At 41.8% G+C, this 20,492-nt stretch carries 23 protein-coding genes; 14 read left to right on the forward strand and 9 right to left on the reverse strand.

What is annotated here, in order from left to right; translation table 11 throughout:
- Positions 1 to 7: 7 nt before the first annotated feature.
- Positions 8 to 1,165, reverse strand: a complete 1,158-nt coding sequence (locus tag PL8927_RS14360; RefSeq protein ID WP_083622695.1) for a Re/Si-specific NAD(P)(+) transhydrogenase subunit alpha — start codon at positions 1,163 to 1,165, stop codon at positions 8 to 10.
- A 394-nt stretch (positions 1,166 to 1,559) separates the two neighbouring features.
- On the opposite strand from PL8927_RS14360, the gene PL8927_RS14365 reads away from it, so the two are divergent.
- From PL8927_RS14365 to brnA, 4 genes are all read left to right on the forward strand, one after another.
- Positions 1,560 to 2,042, forward strand: a complete 483-nt coding sequence (locus tag PL8927_RS14365; protein ID WP_231506013.1) for a DUF29 domain-containing protein — start codon at positions 1,560 to 1,562, stop codon at positions 2,040 to 2,042.
- 442 nt (positions 2,043 to 2,484) lie between these two features.
- Positions 2,485 to 5,361, forward strand: coding sequence for a pre-peptidase C-terminal domain-containing protein (locus PL8927_RS14370; RefSeq protein WP_083622698.1), 2,877 nt, complete (start codon positions 2,485 to 2,487; stop codon positions 5,359 to 5,361).
- 455 nt (positions 5,362 to 5,816) lie between these two features.
- The gene (locus PL8927_RS14375) at positions 5,817 to 6,089 is read left to right on the forward strand and encodes a BrnT family toxin (protein WP_083622701.1); all 273 of its coding nucleotides are present in this window, start codon (positions 5,817 to 5,819) and stop codon (positions 6,087 to 6,089) included.
- The gene (brnA, locus tag PL8927_RS14380) at positions 6,070 to 6,294 is read left to right on the forward strand and encodes a type II toxin-antitoxin system BrnA family antitoxin (protein WP_083622688.1); all 225 of its coding nucleotides are present in this window, start codon (positions 6,070 to 6,072) and stop codon (positions 6,292 to 6,294) included. Before PL8927_RS14375 ends, brnA begins: the two co-directional genes overlap by 20 nt.
- Positions 6,295 to 6,409: 115 nt before the next feature.
- On the opposite strand, the gene PL8927_RS14385 is transcribed toward brnA, so the two are convergent.
- Positions 6,410 to 6,616 carry an addiction module protein gene (locus PL8927_RS14385; protein ID WP_083622704.1) on the reverse strand — a complete coding sequence of 69 codons (207 nt, stop codon included), beginning with the start codon at positions 6,614 to 6,616 and terminating at the stop codon, positions 6,410 to 6,412.
- Positions 6,617 to 6,837: 221 nt separating this feature from the next.
- Here PL8927_RS14385 and PL8927_RS14390 point away from each other — a divergent pair, with 221 nt between their 5' ends.
- From PL8927_RS14390 to PL8927_RS14430, 9 genes are all read left to right on the forward strand, one after another.
- Positions 6,838 to 7,347, forward strand: coding sequence for a DUF2808 domain-containing protein (locus tag PL8927_RS14390; protein ID WP_083622707.1), 510 nt, complete (start codon positions 6,838 to 6,840; stop codon positions 7,345 to 7,347).
- 119 nt (positions 7,348 to 7,466) lie between these two features.
- Positions 7,467 to 7,604 carry a 50S ribosomal protein L34 gene (gene rpmH / locus PL8927_RS14395; RefSeq protein ID WP_071782564.1) on the forward strand — a complete coding sequence of 46 codons (138 nt, stop codon included), beginning with the start codon at positions 7,467 to 7,469 and terminating at the stop codon, positions 7,602 to 7,604.
- 110 nt (positions 7,605 to 7,714) lie between these two features.
- Positions 7,715 to 8,119: a ribonuclease P protein component gene (rnpA, locus tag PL8927_RS14400; RefSeq protein ID WP_083622709.1), complete on the forward strand. Its 405-nt coding sequence runs from the start codon at positions 7,715 to 7,717 to the stop codon at positions 8,117 to 8,119.
- The gene (locus PL8927_RS14405) at positions 8,091 to 8,483 is read left to right on the forward strand and encodes a PH domain-containing protein (protein WP_083622712.1); all 393 of its coding nucleotides are present in this window, start codon (positions 8,091 to 8,093) and stop codon (positions 8,481 to 8,483) included. Before rnpA ends, PL8927_RS14405 begins: the two co-directional genes overlap by 29 nt.
- Before the next feature lie 165 nt (positions 8,484 to 8,648).
- The gene (gene yidC / locus PL8927_RS14410) at positions 8,649 to 9,806 is read left to right on the forward strand and encodes a membrane protein insertase YidC (protein WP_083622715.1); all 1,158 of its coding nucleotides are present in this window, start codon (positions 8,649 to 8,651) and stop codon (positions 9,804 to 9,806) included.
- Between the two features lie 2 nt (positions 9,807 to 9,808).
- Positions 9,809 to 10,285, forward strand: a complete 477-nt coding sequence (locus tag PL8927_RS14415) for a Jag family protein (protein WP_083622717.1) — start codon at positions 9,809 to 9,811, stop codon at positions 10,283 to 10,285.
- A 52-nt stretch (positions 10,286 to 10,337) separates the two neighbouring features.
- Entirely contained in the window at positions 10,338 to 10,841 is a 504-nt protein-coding gene (locus PL8927_RS14420; protein WP_083622720.1) for a YceD family protein, read from the forward strand.
- A 71-nt stretch (positions 10,842 to 10,912) separates the two neighbouring features.
- A complete protein-coding gene (locus PL8927_RS14425; protein WP_083622723.1) occupies positions 10,913 to 12,424 on the forward strand; it encodes an AAA family ATPase in 1,512 nt (503 codons plus the stop codon).
- Positions 12,425 to 12,573: 149 nt separating this feature from the next.
- Positions 12,574 to 13,032 carry an SH3 domain-containing protein gene (locus PL8927_RS14430; RefSeq protein WP_083622799.1) on the forward strand — a complete coding sequence of 153 codons (459 nt, stop codon included), beginning with the start codon at positions 12,574 to 12,576 and terminating at the stop codon, positions 13,030 to 13,032.
- Between the two features lie 42 nt (positions 13,033 to 13,074).
- On the opposite strand, the gene PL8927_RS14435 is transcribed toward PL8927_RS14430, so the two are convergent.
- From PL8927_RS14435 to PL8927_RS14465, 7 genes are all read right to left on the reverse strand, one after another.
- Positions 13,075 to 13,887 carry a Uma2 family endonuclease gene (locus PL8927_RS14435; protein ID WP_083622726.1) on the reverse strand — a complete coding sequence of 271 codons (813 nt, stop codon included), beginning with the start codon at positions 13,885 to 13,887 and terminating at the stop codon, positions 13,075 to 13,077.
- A 57-nt stretch (positions 13,888 to 13,944) separates the two neighbouring features.
- A complete protein-coding gene (locus PL8927_RS14440; RefSeq protein WP_083622728.1) occupies positions 13,945 to 15,333 on the reverse strand; it encodes a hypothetical protein in 1,389 nt (462 codons plus the stop codon).
- Between the two features lie 31 nt (positions 15,334 to 15,364).
- Complete coding sequence (locus PL8927_RS14445) at positions 15,365 to 15,637, reverse strand: DUF433 domain-containing protein (RefSeq protein WP_083622730.1); 273 nt, start codon at positions 15,635 to 15,637, stop codon at positions 15,365 to 15,367.
- Positions 15,638 to 15,708: 71 nt separating this feature from the next.
- Positions 15,709 to 15,918, reverse strand: a complete 210-nt coding sequence (locus PL8927_RS14450) for a type II toxin-antitoxin system HicB family antitoxin (protein WP_083622732.1) — start codon at positions 15,916 to 15,918, stop codon at positions 15,709 to 15,711.
- 10 nt (positions 15,919 to 15,928) lie between these two features.
- Positions 15,929 to 16,252 (reverse strand): hypothetical protein, encoded by a 324-nt coding sequence (locus PL8927_RS14455; RefSeq protein WP_083622734.1) that lies wholly within the window; start codon positions 16,250 to 16,252, stop codon positions 15,929 to 15,931.
- A gap of 53 nt (positions 16,253 to 16,305) precedes the next feature.
- On the reverse strand, positions 16,306 to 16,530 hold the full coding sequence (locus PL8927_RS14460; RefSeq protein WP_083622736.1) for a hypothetical protein: 225 nt from the start codon (positions 16,528 to 16,530) through the stop codon (positions 16,306 to 16,308).
- A gap of 44 nt (positions 16,531 to 16,574) precedes the next feature.
- Positions 16,575 to 19,817, reverse strand: a complete 3,243-nt coding sequence (locus PL8927_RS14465; RefSeq protein WP_083622738.1) for a CHAT domain-containing protein — start codon at positions 19,815 to 19,817, stop codon at positions 16,575 to 16,577.
- Positions 19,818 to 20,314: 497 nt separating this feature from the next.
- Between PL8927_RS14465 and PL8927_RS28040 the strand changes: the two genes are divergently transcribed.
- Positions 20,315 to 20,491: a hypothetical protein gene (locus PL8927_RS28040; RefSeq protein ID WP_186440354.1), complete on the forward strand. Its 177-nt coding sequence runs from the start codon at positions 20,315 to 20,317 to the stop codon at positions 20,489 to 20,491.
- Position 20,492: the final 1 nt, after the last annotated feature.

Here is a 20,492-nt window from a genome sequence, read left to right on the forward strand (position 1 = left end):
TTGACAGTTAACTGTTGACGGGGGACTGTTGAGGATTTTGAGTTAAGGCTTGTTTAACTCTTTCAGAACGAATTTCACCGTTATGAGTTACACAAGCTCCATCAAGAATATCATCAGCAAAATTGAGGTCTAGTTGCTTCTCTTTATTAATCATTAATGCCAATAAAGCCGAAAGATTTTTCGCATAAACTTCACTAGCATGAATAGGCATCGAAGACGGTAAATTAATCGGCCCAATAATAGTCACGCCATGTTTCACCACATCTTTTCCCGGTTCGCTGCATTCACAGTTTCCCCCCTGTTCGGCGGCGAGATCGACAATCACCGAACCCGGTTTCATTTGAGCGACCATCTCCTCCGTGACTAATACCGGGGCTTTTCTCCCTGGAACTTGGGCCGTTGTCACCACCACATCGGAGGCGGCGACGTGCTGCGTTAGGACTTCACGGGTGCGCTCTTTCGCTTTTTCGGAGATTTCCTTGGCATAACCGCCCTCAGCAACGGTATCTTCCTCCAGGGAAACATCAACAAATTTGGCCCCTAAACTTTGTACCTGTTCTTTGACTTCGGGACGAATATCAAACCCTTCGACAATAGCACCCAGACGTCGGGCCGTGGCGATCGCTTGTAAGCCAGCAACCCCGGCCCCCAAAATTAACACTTTAGCGGGACGAATGGTTCCCGCGGCCGTTGTTAACATGGGGAAATATTTCGGTAAGGCCGTTGCTGCAATTAATACAGCCTTATATCCGGCCAGGTTCGCTTGAGAGGATAAGGCATCCATGCTTTGGGCGCGACTGGTACGGGGGATCAATTCCATACTAAAGGCGGTCACGTTCTGCGCCGCCAGTTTCTGAATTAATTCAGGGTTTCCCAAGGGGTTTAAAAAGGTGATTAACACCCCGCCAGAGCGCAGTTGAGACACTTCTGAGTCCTCTAATACCCCCACTTTCAGCAGGACGTCCACTTCGCCCCAAAGTGTCCCCTGATCAACAATTTTCGCCCCAACCTGTTCATAAGTGCTATCGGAAAAACAGGCCCGTTCCCCGGCTCCGGCTTCTACCCAAACTTCCACACCCTGTTTAACTAAACGGGCGACCACATCAGGGATGAGGGCAACTCGCCGCTCATCTACCTGACTCTCTTTCGCAATGCCAATTTTCATAAATCTCCTGATAATTTGTTCACAGTTAACAGTTAACGATTAACAGTTATGTTGTTTCCTCCGCTTAGGCAAGTTAATGCAATATGGGTCAATCCCGATAACATGAACAAGATCGTGTTATATTATATGCGAGGTTTTGAAAATTCGATAAGATTCGAGACATACAAGTTTAGGTTATACCTTAATACAGATAAACAAATATCCCTAAGAAAAAAGCAAGTAATAGTAAAGATAAAGCACGGTTAGCTGATACTAAGTTAGAAGATTAGCCCGGCGATCGCAAAATCTCAAGAAACCGGGTTTCTAATTAAAGTTAATTGTATCCCATCAAGATCTATTGAGAAACCCGGTTTCTGTGCCGCGATCGCATATTAGTTATGATAAGTTTGTGAATATGGCTAATCTCAAGGAAATGGCAATGCTGACTAAACAAGATTGGGACTGGTTAGCGACTGGATCAGAGTATCAAATGGCTGTAATGATCCAGCAACTCTTACAGGAGAATCAAGTAATGGAAGCAAAAGAAGGTTTAGAATCTCTAATTGAAGCAATGGGAAGAAATGACAGACGCGCCTTAAAAGGTCAGTTAATTCGGTTAATGGTTCATATTATTAAATGGAAATGTCAACCTCAAAAACGCACGAATAGTTGGGCGATTAGTATTTTCTCAGCCCGTCGAGAAATCGAGGATATTCAAGAGGACGTTCCGAGTTTAAATCGAGATTTTATTGAATCAATTTGGGATAAATGTTTTCAAGCTTCCCTGAAAGAAGCTGAACTGGAAATGAGGAAAGTTAAATGTCATTTGACTTCCCTTTCTTGGTCAGAGGTTTTTGAGGATGAATATATTTTATCGGATGATGACCCAGAAGATTAGTCTGGCGATCGCTCTCATCTCAAGAAATCGGGTTTCTAATTAAAGTTAATTGTATCCCATCAATATTTGTTGAGAAACCCGGTTTCTGTACTGCGATCGCACTTTCCCTTATGATTAAATCCCCCAACTGTAGGGGCGGGTTCGAGTCAACCTCTATCACATCACCCCAATCTTAATAAACCCGCCCTATCTCTATCACACCACCCCAATCTTAATAAACCCGCCCTATCTATCCACTCTACCCCCATTCATAAAATTTAATTTAATTTAATTTAATTTAACAAATTTTGATCACTTTTGATCACCTTTTCTTACTGTCAAATCCTGCGATTCAAGTTAGGGTTGTAAGTATCTCAACCAATTCCTAGAAACTGTTGATTCAGATTAGACAACAGTTATAGGGATTAGTTAATAACCCCTATTTTATTTGGACAGAGGGAATATGGATATTTTAGGAACAGAATCTACAGAAGTTTTGTTTGGCACAGAAAATTCCGACAATATTTTTGGAATGTCAGGTTTAGACACAGTCAATGCTTTGGGTGGTGATGATGTAATTTTCGGAAATCAAGATAATGATTTGATTGATTGTGGTCAGGGTTTCGATACAGTCTACGGCGGTAAAAACGATGATTTTATTCTAGGTGGCTTTGATAATGATTACCTAAGAGGCGATCTAGACAATGACGAAATTTATGGAGAAGATGGAGATGATTCTTTATTTGGCGGCAAATTTGATGACGTCCTAATTGGTGGCAATGGTAATGATCATTTATATGGTGATCTAGGGAGTGATATCCTTACAGGCGGAGAGGGGTCTGATTTCTTTGGGTTAAGACAAGATGGAGAAGGATCAGATCACATTATAGATTATCAAGATGGCATTGATTCCCTAATTTTACCCGATAATCTCACCTTCAATGATCTAATTATTATTCAGTCAGGGAATGACAATCAAACGATTATTACAGTTGCTAGTACAGGCGAACAACTTGCTATTCTTGATAACGTTCTGAGTACCAACCTCACCGAAGAAGACTTCAGGGGAACTGTCACTGGAACAGAAGCACTCACCCTTAATTTCAGTAATGCGATTGACTTAGGAATTTTAAATGATACGCAAACCCAAAGTCATACGGTTGGAAATAATAATCCCATCGATTTTTATCGCTTTACTTTGGATGCGCCCAAAGACTTAAACCTGCAATTACAAGGTTTGAGTGCTGATGCAGATTTATATTTAATTGAGGATGTTAATGGCAATAATCTGTGGGATGAAAGCTTAGATACTTCTGAAGTAATTCGCAGTTCATCAAATGCTGGAGTTGATCCAGAAACAATCGACTTTACTCAATTAGTGGCTGGTACTTATTTTGTAGGAGTAGCTCAATATGAAGGGGAAACTAACTACGATCTCACCTTAACCGCAACCGGCTTTACCCCTCGAACAGATGGGGCTGGCAATACCCAAGAAACTGCTCTAAATATTGGGGTTTTACAAGCAGAAAAAACTTTCAAAGATTTTGTGGGTAGTTCGGATTCCAATGATTACTATAAATTCAGTATCAATGCAATTAGCGACTTTAACTTGTCCTTAGAAAACCTCAGTAGTGATGCCGACATTCAGTTAATTGATTCCACAGGTAACGTTATAGATTTTTCGCTTAATCCTGGGAATGATTCAGAAACCATTAAATCTTCCGGTTTAGAAGCCGGAGACTATTATTTACAGGTTTCTTCATTCAATGGAGATACCGATTATGATCTGATTATATCAGCTAATCCTGTGGCGGTTATTCCTCCTGATGGTGCCGGAAATACCCTGGCAGAAGCGAAAGATTTAGCCATATTAACAACCGAACAAATTTTCAATGATTTTGTGGGTAATGTTGATCAAAAGGATTACTATAAGTTTATCCTGGACAAGAACGCTGATTTTCAATTAAAACTTGATCAACTTACTGCTAATGCGGATGTTGAACTATTAGATGATCAAGGACAACTGATTAAATCTTCAGCGAATGCTGATACTCAGTCTGAAACGATCACCGAAGGTTTAAACCCAGGGACTTATTTTGTTCATGTCCTACAAAAAGACGGAGATACTAATTATCAGTTAAGTCTCTTAGCCCAAGAACAATTACCTCCCCCAGACCCAGGAAGTACCCTAAAAACTGCTATTGAAGAAAACTCTCCTGTGTTCTCAACTAATGGTAATCTCAATGGAGATAAACCTGATAACTTTGTTAAATTTACGGTTAATGAATCGGGCGTGTTTAATGCCAACCTGTCAGGATTAACGGCTGATGTAGATGTGCGATTGATTGGGGATTTTAACAATGATCAACAAATTAATTCCGTAGAAGATCGCAACAATAATGGGTTTATTGATGATGAGGAAATTGAGGTTTTAGGCTGGCTCCCTGAACGCAATTCTAATGATGAATCTATTCGTGCTTTTCTGCAACCCGGAACCTATTATTTAGAAGTGGATAGTGTGGATAAACAAGCAACAAATTATACCGTTAATACCACATTTAACCCGGCTGCAACTGATCCCTTGGCTTTTAATATTGAATTCAATTATAAGGACGGAACGGCAGGACTTTCCCCAGAGTTTCGCACAGGCTTAGAACAAGCAGCCCGAACCTGGGAACGAATTATTCCTTACAGCAGTTTCGATGAATCTCATACTTTGAGTATTGATATTTATGGGAGCAATTTGCCAGGAGATACAAATGGATTTACCCTCGCCTCGGCTACGTATGGTAAAAAAGTTAATGACCAACAGAGTAGTTTTAGTGAGGGAATAGAAATCAAAAAAGATTTGCAAGGCAATTTTATGCCTGTAATTGGCAATGCCACTATTAGTACAAATCCATTAGCGCAAAATTCTTTCAAGGGTGATTCTCAGGCAATTCCAAGAGTCATGATTCACGAGTTCGGTCATGTTTTAGGATTGGTTGGTGGATTACTTCGTGGCTTTAACAGTATTACTGAATATCGTGACTTACAGGATTCAGGCAAGTTTTTCAATAAGCAAAAAGGTACACAGTATAACCCTAATACCTATGCGGGTATTGCCTATGGTGAATTAACAGGAAGTAATAACCCACTGGGTATTCCTATTGAAACGAGTACGGGATCGGAGGGATCTGACTATTCTCATTGGGAAGAAACAACATTTGATGCTGAAATTATGACTCCTGAAGATGAGAATAACAAGCCTCGACCCATCAGCCAATTTACAATTGCTTCACTGCGAGATTCCGGTTGGAATGTTAACTACGGTGCAGCAGAACCTTTCAGCCTTGCTTAATTCACTCATTTTGAGTTAAAAACTCAATACAATTAAACCCCCTTCTTGCCATCAAAAAAGGGGGTTTAATCCTTAATTGATAATAATCATACGGATAATAATTGAAGTTATTTTTATTGGGTAAATTCCTCTCGTTCCATTATTGATAACATTTATTTAAACCTTCCTTGTTTTTTTGTTTAAGCGATCGCTTCACTGCAATTATTTTTTTATATCAATTGATAAAAAGTGCCAGTATTGATTATGTTCTTATTTTCCAAGATTTCGGATCTCTCCGACTGTGAAAAATTGCTGTTACAATTACAAAAAGCCTTTACAGGTCAACTCACCCAATAAAACTGCTAAAATGTACAAAACAGTCAAAAAGCTCAGGAAATGAACAGCTACATCCTGACCGAAACCCGTAACAAACACGGATTTGCCAGCCTCCTAGAGACCATTCCCCAAGGCTAACCATGTATAGCTTTGAATATGACGACAATAAAAGTCGAACCAACCAACAAAAACACGGCATAGACTTCATCGAAGCCCAACAACTTTGGCAAGACGATGACTTGTTGGAAATTCAGGCTAAAAGCGAAACAGAATCGCGTTTTTTAGCCATTGGCAAAGTTAAGGAAAAACACTGGACAGCCGTTATTACTTACAGATCAGAAAATATCCGAATTATTTCCGTCCGCCGTTCCCGTCCCAATGAGGTTATATGGTATGAAAGCCGAAGAATTTGACGCAAAATTTGATGCAGGTGAAGACCTCACCGAATTTATGGATTTCTCGACTGCCAGACGACCCAACCGAGAAAAACAAAAAATAGAACTCAATTTACCCCTGTGGATGATTCGCCAACTCGAAGCCGAAGCTCAAAAACAGGGTATTTCTCCCCAAACCTTTTTAGAAAACTATTTGGCTGAAAACCTTGCCCCTGTTAGATAAAGAATGATCAGGTAACTGTTCTATTAAATTTAATAACTCTTGCTTAACACTGGGTATTGATGACATCTGTTTAACCCTTCCTTGTTTTTTAGTTTAAGCGATCGCTTCACTTTAATTATTTTTTTATATCCTCCCAAGTCATAACATCATCTGGATTTGTTTCATAAGCAGTAATTCTATGATCAAGTTCTTGCTTTTCTACCTCTGTTAAATCGGGGTAAGCTTGCTCTGCTGCAATACTATCCCAAATATCTTGCACGAGGCGAATCCGGTCTTCAATACCCAGAGATATAATTTGATTTAAAGTGACAGTAATATCCATGCTCATAACTTATATAGAAGGCTTCACAACTAATACACCTAAAATATAACAGATATTAAGAAGTACCATAATTAGTATAAGATGGAGTAATTCTTGCACCAAAAGCCGAAAAATGGTATCATTATCGGCGGATTTGGTCAATGAGATTCTTAATTCTCTAACTTGTCTTTGATATACTTGAGAAAATTTAAACAAAATTCAATTTTTTTACAGGAGTCTTTATGCGACAACTATTATCTGCTATACTAATCACGGGTTTGGCTCTGACAAGTTTACCTAAAATTGCCCAAGGGCAAGGTTTACCGGGTATTACTCTGTTTAGTGGCCCTGATAAAAGTAATGTTTTAAATTATTTTCTTGAAAGCGGACGCTCAGGAGAATGGGATCGTTACAAACTCAGACTTCCGGCGGATAAGTTGAATTTAGCGATCGCGGAAGTTTCCATCACCTACCCCGACTATTATAAAGGTACGATTGACCCCGACCGGGTACAAATTCGGGTTAAAAATAAACCCATTCCCTTAGAAGAAGTGATTTGGGATAAAGAAAACCATATTATCCAAATTTATCCTCAAGAACCGATTCCAGCAGGGACAAAAGTAGAAATCGTTCTCTCTAACGTCAAAAATCCCACCTTTGGGGGCGTTTTCAACTTTAACGCCAATATTCGCACCCCTGGAGATGTTCCGATGTTGCGCTATGTTGGAACTTGGATTTTGAGTATTGAGTAATTTTTGAGGGTTGACTGTTGACGGTTGACCGACAACCGAGAACAGTCAACAAAATTGTGATATACTGAAAAATTGTGACTTTTGATTAAAAATTAACGAAAAGGCACCGGAGGTAAGCAATGGCTCAACAAACCCTGCAAGGAACAAACCGCAAAAAGAAAAGAGTTTCTGGCTTCAGGGTAAGAATGCGGACAAAAAACGGTCAAGCCGTGATTAAAGCCCGTCGCAGAAAAGGACGGGCGCGTTTAACCTTTTAATTCCTTCAACAGAATTAAAAACCACCTATTGCTATTCCCACGAACTCATGGCGATCCCGATGGTCAAGCGGAGGGAAATGAGTGAATTTGTGGGTGGCAGTACCTGATTCATGTTACCCAAAATTAATCGACTCCGACATCCCAAAGACTTCAAAGCCGTCTATAGCAAAGGACTGCATCGCAAAACCCCTCATTTGACTTTGAGGGCGTTACGAGGTCAACCCTATAGAACAAAACCCAATTCAACGGACTCGTCCTCTGTTCAACCGACTCGGATGGGAATTTCTATCAGCCAAAAAGTCAGTAAACGTGCGGTGGTAAGAAATCGGATCAAACGCCAAATTCGGGCAGCTTGGCATCAGTTTTTACCTCTGATCTCCCCCGGTTGGGATGTGGTAATTATCGTCAAACCTATGGCCGATCAGTGCAATTATGCAGAAATTCTGCAAGAATTAAAAAAGTTGTTGGTAGAAGCAGAGGTTTTAAATGGGTATACGGGAGGAGAGTTTTTATGAAGGAGGCCCTGCCATCGGTGACCTCATTATCAATCTATTAATAGGACTGACGATTATTGGCATCCCTCTGGCTATTGGGGCGATTGTCCGGGCTTTGTGGCTGCGTTATCGGATCACCAATCGCCGGATATCCGTGATTGGCGGATGGATGGGTCAAGATCGGACTGATATCGTCTATTCAGAAATCGTCAAAATCGTTAAAGTTCCCAGAGGATTTGGAGCTTGGGGGGATATGGTTTTGACCCTGAAAAATGGTTCGCGTCTGGAACTGCGGGCTATTCCTCGTTTTCGAGAAGTCTATGACTTTATCCTAGAGAAAGTCTCACCCCAAGCTCAAAAAGCCAGTGCAACAACGAGCCGATGATCCTCATAAGGGAAAACATCGCTGTGAACAGGATTTAGTTCCTTCGGGTTAAGCCGAAACGCCGACAACTAGAGGGGGTTGCCACAAACCCATCGGTCAAACGTTGGCGAATGGTTCTTAAAATTAATCTATATTCAATCCAAGCAGTTCAATAAACTCAAAAGAATGGACTTTGGCATCGGGTTTCTTTCCAACAATGTGATGTTGCCGATCCTAGATTTTTTCTACGGGATCGTGCCCAGTTATGGATTAGCGATTGTAGCGTTAACCTTAGTGGTGCGTTTTGCGCTTTATCCTTTGAATGCGGGTTCAATTCGCAATATGCGGCGAATGAAAGTCACCCAACCGTTAATGAAGGAACGGGTTGACAAAATTCAACAACAGTATAAGGACGATCCCGTGAAACAACGGGAAGAAATGAGCAGAGTCTATAAAGAACTGGGAAATCCCTTAGCCGGATGTTTCCCGCTTCTGATTCAAATGCCCATTCTCTTTGCTTTGTTTGCTACTTTGCGGGGTTCACCCTTTTCTGATGCTAACTACACCGTAGATGTGCAGATTTTTCCGCGTGAACAAATTCAACAAATTCAACCCCAAGCCTACGCCACTAAACCGCAAAACTATTATTTTGCCGATGGAATTCATGCCTCTGTTGTGGCGATGATTCCCAGTGGAAACCGTTTAGGCGTTGGGGATCAGGTACCTGTTGAACTCCAAACCGTTGACGGTAAACCCTTACAAGCAGAATTAGCTCAATATCCAGACGTGCATTTAACACCGACCTGGAAAATTCTCAAAGGGGAAGATAAAATTCAAGTCAATGAAAACGGCCAAATCATTGCCTTAGCGCCTGGGGATGCCAGTATTCAAGTCGGTCTGAGAGGGTTAGCATCCGATAAAGGATTCTTGTTTATTGATGCCTTGGGTCGAGTGGGGGCCGTTGATCCCGATGGTACGATTCACTGGGATATTGTCGGCATGATTCTTGCCTTTGGGATATCTTTATATCTCAACCAAGTCTTATCAGGACAAGGTTCGAGTAGTGGCAATCCTCAGCAAGATACCGTTAATAAAATTACTCCGGTAATTTTTAGTGGGATGTTCTTCTTCTTCCCTCTCCCGGCGGGTGTGTTGCTGTATATGCTGGTTGCCAATATCTTCCAAACCATTCAAGCATTTATTTTGTCACGGGAACCCCTCCCCGAAAACCTGCAAAAAATTGTGGAAGAATCGAATAAAACCACTAAATTAGCGACGGTTGAAGGGGGACGGGAATCATTACCCTTTGAACCAGGACGTTCTAAGAAAAAGGCGCAATCCTAGCAATGAACAATAGCGATATACAACAGGGGCAAGAGTGGTTGGAGAAATTGCTCAAATTAGGAGCCGTTCCCTCCACCGTAAAATCGAGTTTAGAACCTGACTCCTGTTGGTTAACGATTGATGAGGTCAATCTCACCCCCGAACAAGTGGCCATTTTGGTCGGCCAGGATGGGGAAGTTTTAGATGCGATTCAATATTTACTCAACGCGATTCACAATTTAGGTAAAGACGACGAAGAACGAACTTCTTACACCGTAGAACTGAACGGATATCGAATTCGACGTCATTTAGAACTGCGGGCCTTAGCTGATCACGCGGCTAATCGTGTCCGTCAAACCGGAGGAGAGGTAGAAATTAAATCCCTTTCTTCTGGAGAACGACGTCTGATTCATTATTTTCTCCAAGAAAGCGATGATTTAGAAACCTATAGTCGGGGACAAGAACCCGATCGTCGTTTGGTGGTTAAAATGAAAGGCTAGACGAGGAAATCTTGTTTAGCCTTGCTTATTGTTGGAGGGTCAAAAAGCAACTATGGACTCTATCTATATCCCTCATTTACTGAGAACCCAAAACCGATCTTTAGAATTTGAGTTTCAAGAGTCTTTCCCAGACTTAGAAACTTTGACTCCGATTCGGGGTCGGATGCGAGTTAGTCACAAAACCACTTATCTTGAAGTTTGGGTACAAGCTGAAACCATTGTCACCCTCACCTGTGACCGATGTTTAAAACAATATAATCATCGCCTAAAAGTGGATACGTCCGAGTTGATTTGGTTAGATGTTTTGGCGGATCAACTCGATAGTTCATCGGGTGAAGTGGAAATTTCTTTAGATGAACCTGTGGAAAGTTTGCACCCCCAAGGTCATTTTTTACCGGGGGATTGGCTCTATCAGCAATTGTGTCTAGCTCTGCCTCTGAGACAACTCTGTGAAGGGCCCTGTGAACCCCCCAAACCGACACAAATAGAATCCCAGCCGATTATTGATCAGCGCTGGGCTGCATTGCAAGCTTTGAAGCCAAATCTACCGAATTGAAAGGATGTTGACTGTTGACTGTTAACAGCCAACAGCCAACAGACAACAGACTATACACCCCTCTTCTTTCTATGAGCAAATTCCATCAAGAATTGAAGCTACTATTGCGATCGCGCTACGCGATTATTTATATTCCAACTTTAGAAGAAGAACGGGTCGAAACGGCAATTAAACAAGCGGCAAAAGAACAAGGAAACCGTGCAGTTTATGTCTGGGATTTTGTCGAAGGATATCAACAGGGAAATCCTAATGATTTAGGGGCGGGAAAACGCAATCCTTTACAAGCCTTAGAATTTGTAGAAAAATTACCGGAGGCGATGCCCTCTATTTTTATTTTAAGGGATTTTCATCGATTTGTAGACGATATTTCAATTTCCAGAAAATTAAGAAATTTAGCTCGAAGTTTGAAATCTCAACCGAAAAATTTAGTTATTATTTCCCCTCAAATATCGATTCCTTCTGACCTCGGTGAAGTGTTGACGGTGTTAGAATTCCCCTTACCTGATAAAGCCGAAATTAAGACGGAAGTTGAACGATTATTAATCGCCACCGGACATCCGGTAGAACCTCGTTTACTCGATGAAATGGTGCGTTCTTTCCAAGGACTTTCTCAGGAAAGAATTCGCCGAATTTTATCAAAAGCGATCGCTACTCATGGAGAATTACAAGGAGATGATATTGAATTAATCTTAGAAGAAAAACGCCAAACTATTCGCCAAACTCAAATTTTAGACTTCTATGCAGCCCAAGAAAATATTTCTGATATTGGGGGGTTAGATAATTTAAAAGATTGGTTATTACGCCGGGGAGGAGCTTTTTCAGAACGTGCTAGACAATATGGTTTACCTTATCCCAGAGGGTTATTATTAGTCGGAATTCAAGGGACTGGAAAGTCTTTAACGGCAAAAGCGATCGCCCACCATTGGCATTTACCCTTATTAAGATTAGATGTAGGGCGTTTATTTGCGGGATTAGTCGGAGAATCCGAATCTCGTACCCGACAAATGATTCAATTAGCAGAAGCTTTAGCACCCTGTATTTTATGGATTGATGAAATTGATAAAGCCTTTTCAGGATTAGATGGAAAAGGAGATTCAGGAACCACAAATCGCGTATTTGGTACGTTTATTACTTGGTTGGCTGAAAAAAAATCCCCCGTTTTTGTGGTAGCAACGGCAAATAATATTCAATCTTTACCTGCGGAAATGTTAAGAAAAGGGCGATTTGATGAGATTTTCTTTGTGGGATTACCCTATCAAGAAGAACGAAAAGCAATTTTTGAAGTGCATTTATTAAAATTACGCCCTCAGAGTATTAAAAATTATGATATAGAGCGATTAGCTTATGAAACTCCTGATTTTTCCGGGGCGGAAATTGAGCAAACCTTAATTGAAGCTATGCACATTGGTTTTAGTCAAAACCGAGATTTCACAACAGATGATATCTTAGAAGCAGCGAGTCAAATTGTTCCCTTAGCCCGGACTGCAAAAGAACAAATTCAGTTTCTTCAAGATTGGGCGGCGGCAGGAAAAGCACGTTTAGCTTCTCGACAGAGTAGTTTAAATCGTCGGCTATCGAGTTGATGAGATCAAGAAACCGGGTTTCTGACCGAGAGCTTATGGATAAAATCCCAATTTTTCTTTGAGAACCCGGGTTTCTGTATCAGTCCAATTAATGATATCATGTTTGTTTTTAATCCTGTTTAATCATGTATAAAACTGTTCCCAAAACTATGAATCTTTATGGTGTTTTTAAATTTATCGTTGGCTTTTTTCTAGCTATTTTAATTTTAGCGGGTGCAACGGTGGCGACGGCTTTATATTTTGCAGCGCGTTTAGCAGAATTGCCCGAACGTCCGACCTTTCCTAATGATAACCCCAAGGCAAAAGTTGCCTCAAAAGCAACAACTCCTAAACCCCAAGTGACTCCCAGTCCAACCCCAACCCCAGCAGAAGAAAAGCTCGAACCCGGTGCTTATCGGGCAATTGTAACACAGCCCATTGGTTTAATTTTACGCGATAGTCCGAGTACAGACGCGAACAGAATTGGGGGAATTGCTTATAACGAAAAAGTGATTGTGTTAGGAGAAAGTGACGATAAAGGATGGCAAAAAGTTCGGGTTTCTCAGGATAGCGATCGCACCGGATGGGTTAAAGGAGGAAATACCGAAAAAATTGAATCAGAAAACTAATATTTAATCGAATATAGCACTATACCAGAAAACGAAAAATAATTAGTCTTCGGGTGTAATTCCTAATGCTCGTAATTGTTCGGCTAACCGTTCCGCCCGTTGGCGTTCAGTTTCTGCCCGTTGGTGTTCAGTTTCTGCCCGTTGGCGTTCAGTTTCCGCTCGTTGACATTCAATTTCCGCCCGTTCATTCCCGGTTAATAACAAATTCCCTTCACTATCCCACCAGCGCAACCAAGGTAATTCGACATTTTGATATTGACCTTGCCAAATTCCTAATTCAACATTTAGGGACGGGATAAAATAATGTCCGCGTTCATTTTTGGGCAGAAGTTCAAAGCGATTTTCAATCAAATGATAGACTTCAATACTGGCTTTTTCGACTTCATAAATCCCATAAAATGCCGGATGAATGACTTGCTCATAAACCCAAAATTTACCCGGTTTTTTGCCTTCTGCTTCTGCTGTCCATAAAGATGTTTTATCCCGTTCTTCTGAACCATCCCCAGAGACAAATTCTACAATAATTAAAGGGGCAACATATTCTTGCCAAAGCACATAGGAACGTCGCATTTGACCGTTTAAACTGGGGGGAACATTAGGAACATAAAACCAGTCCGGTGCTTCGGCTCCCCGTTGGGGTGGGTCTGTAATTCGCCAATAAATTCCACTATCTTGACCAATACAATAATATCCGTCAGGATGAATATTTTGCAGAATTGGGTTAATTGAGTCGGTGAGTAAAATACTCTGAGGATGTTCTTGAAAGTTTTTCACAAAGGTTCCGTCTGAGTCAGGGAGTTGGGTGTGGTCAGGTAAGGTTGTTGTAAGTTGTTCGGGGGGGAGTGTTGTTGTCATAGCAGCATTGAAAGTGGGGTTAATTTTAGGATAGCAAAATTAGAAGTTTATATAATTTTATTTCAGGGTAGATCGCCTTTTTTTAATCACTTTTTTTGAAAACCAAAATGCACCCCATGAACACAATATACTCGCAAGCAAAGCAATTACAAAGGGGTGAGGAAAAAGAAAAATATGATCACGACTTGGTAAACTCCAAGGTTGGGTGATTAAACCCGATACGGATGCAAAGATCGCACCCGCCGCAATTCCTACACCGATCGCCTGTATATGATCTTGCAAGCTTTGGTTCGCGTCTGCTTGGTCAATTTCCACAATTCCGCGAATTGAGGCGATCGCTGTATTTACTAAATCGGTTCCATGTTTAAAATAGCCTAAATCTGCTTTGATTTGGCGCTCAAAATAGGGGGCGGTTTGTTCACCGAAATACTTCAGAAACGATAGTTCTTCCTTATCAATTTCTAGTTTACCACAAATCTGCTCAATTGTCTCCTGATAATTGTAAAGATTGATCTCAATAGTATTGCCAAAATCTTCCATTTTTCTCAATAAACGGGTGTAGGGTAGGGACTCTTTGGCGAGGTTTTTTAACTCGGTTTTAAAACTTTTGAGATAATTATCGTTAGCCGAAATATCGTGACGGGTAGCGAGTTCTGTTTGGAGGTTATCGAGATTATCTGCAATGAGACTATAGGCTTGATCTAGCATTGTATAAACCAAACGACTATCAGCAAACGCCTTAACAATTTTAGTGCGATAGAAAAATAAAGCAATCAGTTCTTGTTGATATTTGTTATATTGTTGATCTGCGTTTTCATCCCGAAATAACCAGACGAGAACTTGAGGATCTCGATCAGGTTTCCCATATTCAAAAATAGCACTTTCAAACAATTCTCCAGTGCGATAGAATGGGGGTGTTTTGTCTCCGAGTAAGTTTTGACAACATTGGTCAGCTAACTTGCGGAGATAGTCTGGATCGCGTTGTTTGGTTTTGTTGGTTAACCAGGCAGTAATTAGCAGAGTTTGCCCTAATATTTTATCATCTTTAGGCAAAATTAAAATATGATTAGGATTTAATTTTTGTAGTACCTCAACCTCGACATCTCCCACAGTCTCATCTTCATCAGAATAGCCAATATTAAGCCAAAGTGCATAACTATCTTGGATTTTTTGGGGTTGAGCAAATCCTTCAATTTCGGGATTTTGAGTGCTAGTAAAAGCGAGGTAGCTGTCTTTAAATAAATAGAGGCGATCGCTCGTTAAATCATCGGGAAAAACTAGATGTTCCGTAATAGTTTGATTTGAAAAAGCCTTGAGAATTTTATCTCCCTGTTTCCACAGAGGATTATCTAATTTTTTTGCATTATTAATCAGACAATAAGTAAACAGATAAACATTAGGGGCAAAAATCCGATAATCGCTTTTTGGGTTTGTTTGAGAATTCATATAAAATAACCTAACTATTTTATCATGGTTTTTAAATCGGCAAAGAACGCACCCGGTAATATTCATTATCTTCGGATTTTTGGATAGGAATTACTCTTTCTTCCATCAACCATGCAGCATAAAGCAATGATTGTCTAATATCTTCCGGTTCCAAATAGGGATAGTCTTCGATTATTTCTGCGGTTGTTTTACCATTAGCTACTAAATTAACCACCAAAGATACCGGAACTCTCATACCTCTAATACAGGCTTTTCCTGTCATTATTTTGGGGTCAAATGTGATTCTGTCTAAGTGTTGTAACATGAAATAATCTCCTGATTTTAATTTTATCATTCATCACACTATCCCAACAAATATATTAGGTAGTTTTGCCACTAGACTACCACCTTTTGAATGCCGATAAATTCTGTTGTTGATTCTTCTTCAATTTCCTCAAGACACATTTCAATTACCTCGCGGATATTTTGGATTAACTCATCAATGGTTTCTCCTTGGCTATAGCAGGCTTTAAGTTGCGGAACTTCACCAATATATAAGCCGTCTTCGTCTCTTTCAATCATCACATAAAATTCTTTGCTTGGCATTTTCATATCCTCACTTTTGTTCAGATTTTTCGATTTTTTCCCGCAAAACTTTCGACAATTCAGGATAGCGGTTATCCAGAACATTCCCTAAACTTGTATCTTCACTTTTTCTCGGTTTGGGTTTGCGACTGGCTGCGAGTACCGCATCTCGAATTATCGGATGGTTTTTACACCAGTTTTGAATGAGTTTAGCAATATCTTCATTAGATTGATCTGAACTAATCGACTGATTCAGATTATCTAAATCTGCCTCGATATCTGATACTAGAAAAAAATCTGGGTGATTTTTCCAAACTTCTAAAAAAGCCGCAATTGTTTGTTCTGGTGTCATCATATTTTTAATTTCCTTGACAGTATCGTGTAGAGACGTTGCATGCAACGTCTCTACTACTTATAATCCATTGCAGTTGCTTTTCCCATCGCTTTTTCCCGTTTCGCCTGTCGCGCTGCTGTCACCAACGCGGACTGCGTTCGACTAAAGGAAATATCCCACCGTTGTTCATCCTGTAAATCGGCAATATACTCGCGTAAATGCTCTACTACTTGCTGTTGTACCTCACTGGGTAAAGCTTCTACTATCTCCACTAAATCTTTGATTGCGGCTGATGACATAATATTTTACTCTCAAAAGGTATGTAGTTGGGCTTTAGCCCCTTTTACTGTCCAACGGCGCAAAACCCTGCCCAATAATAGGGGGATTGAAAGGCGATTGCTGTAAGGTTATACCATCCATCTAAATCATTGCATATTGGTTGGCGTCGTTCCTCACTAATTAACTTACAGTTGTTAATCCACTCTAACAAATCCGCTACTGTTCTTGAGCGCATCCATTCCTGGGTTTGTTTCAACGCTAACGCGACTGGAATTTGCGTTTCTCCTAAGAGAATTTCATAAAAATGAATCATAAAAATAGCGGTAGAAACGTCATTCACCGCCCATAATGTGCCTAACACATTGCGAGCGCCTGCAAAGAAAAACCCGGCCAGAATGCTAATATATTCATCGCTGCTGGTGCTAATATCGGTGATACCCGTTTCACAGGCAGATAGGGCAACTAAACGACATTGCCGCAAGCGCAGGTTAAAGATTTCGGGTAATGTCAGACATTCATCGGCGTTAAAGTCACCTCGACGAGAACGAATGCGGGGGATGTCTTTTTCGGTGGCGGTGGTTTCGGAGAGTTTGGCATTGGCGAGAATGAGTCCTGAAATCCGGGGGTTGGCGAAATTAAAATAGCCGTGACAGGAGAAATGGGCGAAAATTGTTTCGTTTAATTGGGTTGATTTTTGGTTAAATGCGGTTTTACTCGCATCTTCTCCTTTTAATATCGTTGGGGAGTTGAAGGCGGTTTGAATGGCTTCCACTTCGATATCGGTGTAGGCTAAATCTTCCGTAGGATTTTGGATAGCGAAGAGAGATCCCCCCCCAGCCCCCCCTTGGTAAAGGGGGGAGAAAGAGGAGAGTGATGTCTCTCCTTGCCCAGGGGGGGTGCTGTCTTCGGATAAGGATAATTGCAAAATTTGACTGCTGGGAGCATAGCGAATACCTTGGGGGAATTTGTCGCTGAGATATGCTATTTCTTCTCCGCCTTTATTAAGGGGTAAGGCGTGGAGGGGGAATAAATGCAAGGCGCGATAGGGAACTAAAACTAACTGCTGACAATTGGGGGGAATTTGGGAGATGAGGTGATTGAGTTGCAGTATTTCCGCTAATTGTTGCAGATAGGAGGATAACTGCTGACGCCAGTGGTTGTCATCCTTGAGATAATCGTTTAAATACTCCTCTTTCAACTGTTCCAAAGCAGCTAAGGCGTTGCTATCGGTAGAGACAACAATAGGCTGTTGTCCTTGGTCGGTGACGATGAAGGCGTGGATGCCTTTATAGGTAAAGTACCACTCGACAATGGCGGTGTGTTCGTCTACTAATGCCTGAATTTCTCGGTAGGCAATGAGTTGGACTTGTTGACCGAAGCAGAATTTAGGGTCTTGGGGGGTGATTTCGGTGGCGATGAAGTCGTCGATTTTTTTGCGTAAGTGGGTGAGGTTTTGGGGGTTGGCGGTGGCGACTGTTGAAGGGATGGGGGAGGAAACACCGATGCTGCGGGTGTCGTTGTTGGGGGAAGAATTGTCTGGGGGGGAGGCGCTACTGTCGCCCTGCTGCTGGAGGTTCCACCACTGTTGATATAAATTGTTGTAACGTTCCCAGATTTGCGGGGAAATGCCTTCGGGTTTGAGGCGGGTAGCGGCCAGAAGTTCAACTAAGTTTCTGGCTTTGCTGCGTTCGGCATATTCCAAGGCTGCGGCGTAATTTTCTAATTCTAGGCAAACTTCGATCATTTCCACATAGAGTTTTTGCCATTCTTCGGCTAATTTCTGTCGGTCTGCTTCACCACCCAGGGTGATGCCGCTGCGAATTTCTTCTACAGTGTCAATAGCTGCGGCAAAGGTATCATAGGCATTTTGGTTTTGGGAAACTTCCCGATAGGCAAGTCCTAAATTAAATAAGGTTTCGGCATGGTTTTGGGGAAAAGCAGTCCGGGTTCTGACTTCTAAAGCGGCTTGAAAGGCTGCGATCGCCATTTCCAGGTTGTCGGCCCGCTCTCCCCGGATGCGGTCACTGTAGGCATTCCCCAAGTTATTTTGGGTCATTGCCCATTTTTCGGGAAAAGCAGTCCGGGTATAAACTTCTAAAGCGGCTTGATAGGCTGCGATCGCATTTTCCAGGTTGTCGGCCCGCTCTCCCCGGATGCGGTCACTGTAGGCAACCGCCAAGTTATTTTGGGTGGTTGCCCATTTTTCGGGAAAAGCAGTCCGGGTATAAACTTCTAAAGCCGCTTGATAGGCTGCGATCGCCTTTTCCAGGTTGTCGGCCCGCTCTCCCCGGATGCGACTATAGTAGGCAGCCGCCAAGTTATTTTGGGTCATTGCCCAATCTTCGGGAAAAGCAGTCCGGGTATAAACTTCTAAAGCAGCTTGATAGGCGGAGATCGCCTTTTCCAGGTTGTCGGCCCGCTCTCCCCGGATGCGGTTTCTGTAGGCAGTCCCCAAGTTATTTTGGGTGGTTGCCCATTTTTCGGGAAAAGCAGTCCGGGTTCTGACTTCTAAAGCCGCTTGATAGGCGGAGATCGCCTTTTCCAGGTTGTCGGCCCGCTCTCCCCGGATGCGACTATAGTAGGCAACCGCCAAGTTATTTTGGGTCATTGCCCAATCTTCGGGAAAAGCAGTCCGGGTTCTGACTTCTAAAGCCGCTTGATAGGCGGAGATCGCCATTTCCAGGTTGTCGGCCCGCTCTCCCCGGATGCGGTTACTGTAGGCAGTTGCTAAACTGTTTTGAATTGTTGCCCATTCAGTAGAATTATTATTTTGATCGAAAAAGTTTAGGGCAATACTATAAATAGTGATGGAAATTTCTAGGTTGACATCTCGTTGACCGAGGGGAAATTGTTGGACTAAATTAGCAAAATTAAACAGATCTATAATTGTGCTGCGTGTCGCAAACGCTCGGATAACTTCAATTAAGCTGAGATTAAGTTTGGCTTGCTGACTCGCCAAAAATGGATAGACAATTGATGGGTTAACATCACTCTCAGAAGTTAACCTCAGAGCTTCTTTTAAGAAGACTAAATACTCTTGCTGTGTGGTATTCCCTTGAGTTTCCCTACCTTCACCCCCAGAGGCGTTGAGATATTCCCCCACCTGTTGCGCCAGATTTCGCAAAAAACCCGCCTGATTCTCTTCCCCGGCTTCCTGCAACTGTTGCGCCACCTGTTCGCACACCTGCACAAAACCCTCATCTACCAAATCGAGAGATTGATTCAGGATTTGGGGTTCCTCGCCATTGGGACAGGTGAGGAGTTGTTGAATTAAAGTGAGATAAGCCTGGATGCGTTCTTCGTTCATGGCAACCTTTGAGAAACGGGGTTTCTGAGTTAAGTCCGGTTAGATTAAGTTAATTATGGCAGAAATCGGTTTGTTTGTGCTGGCGGTTGCGGGGTGTTGATGATGACGTACAGCCGAAAGCCTTGAAATAAATTTCAGGCTCAAAGCTAAAACCCGTTAAAACGGGTTAATGAAGAATGATCTTAGTTATCTTTAGATAACTTCAGCTNGCGATCGCATTTTAGAGGGGCGGGTTTAGTTAGATTATTGGTTAGAATCGAAGATAATTACAGAACCCGCCCCTACATTTTATTGTGGAAAAAATGCGATCGCATTTGAGATGGGGAGGGACATCACCCCTAGGATAAAATATTACAACCTATACAAATTGATTAAGAAAAGTATCCAAATTTAAAGCTTAATTGCAATTTGGACTCCAATTGATAAATTTTATAGATCGAGGTGATAGGGTTAAAGCCATTCAAACATCAGGCGTTAATCCCCCTTAACCTAGAATTATGAACCCTAAACCTTCACAACGCGATCCCCTGGAATCCGCCGTCACCGCAGCATTAGGCGCGGGTGTAGCCACTTCTTTTGCGGTGAGTCAAGGTCAAAGTCCTTGGGTTGCTCTAGGAATTACAGCCTTTGCTGCGATTGTTGCGTTAATTTGCGATCGCGCCGGGCTAGTTTAAA

It is taken from the genome of Planktothrix serta PCC 8927 (assembly GCF_900010725.2).
Classification (GTDB): Bacteria; Cyanobacteriota; Cyanobacteriia; order Cyanobacteriales; family Microcoleaceae; genus Planktothrix; species Planktothrix serta.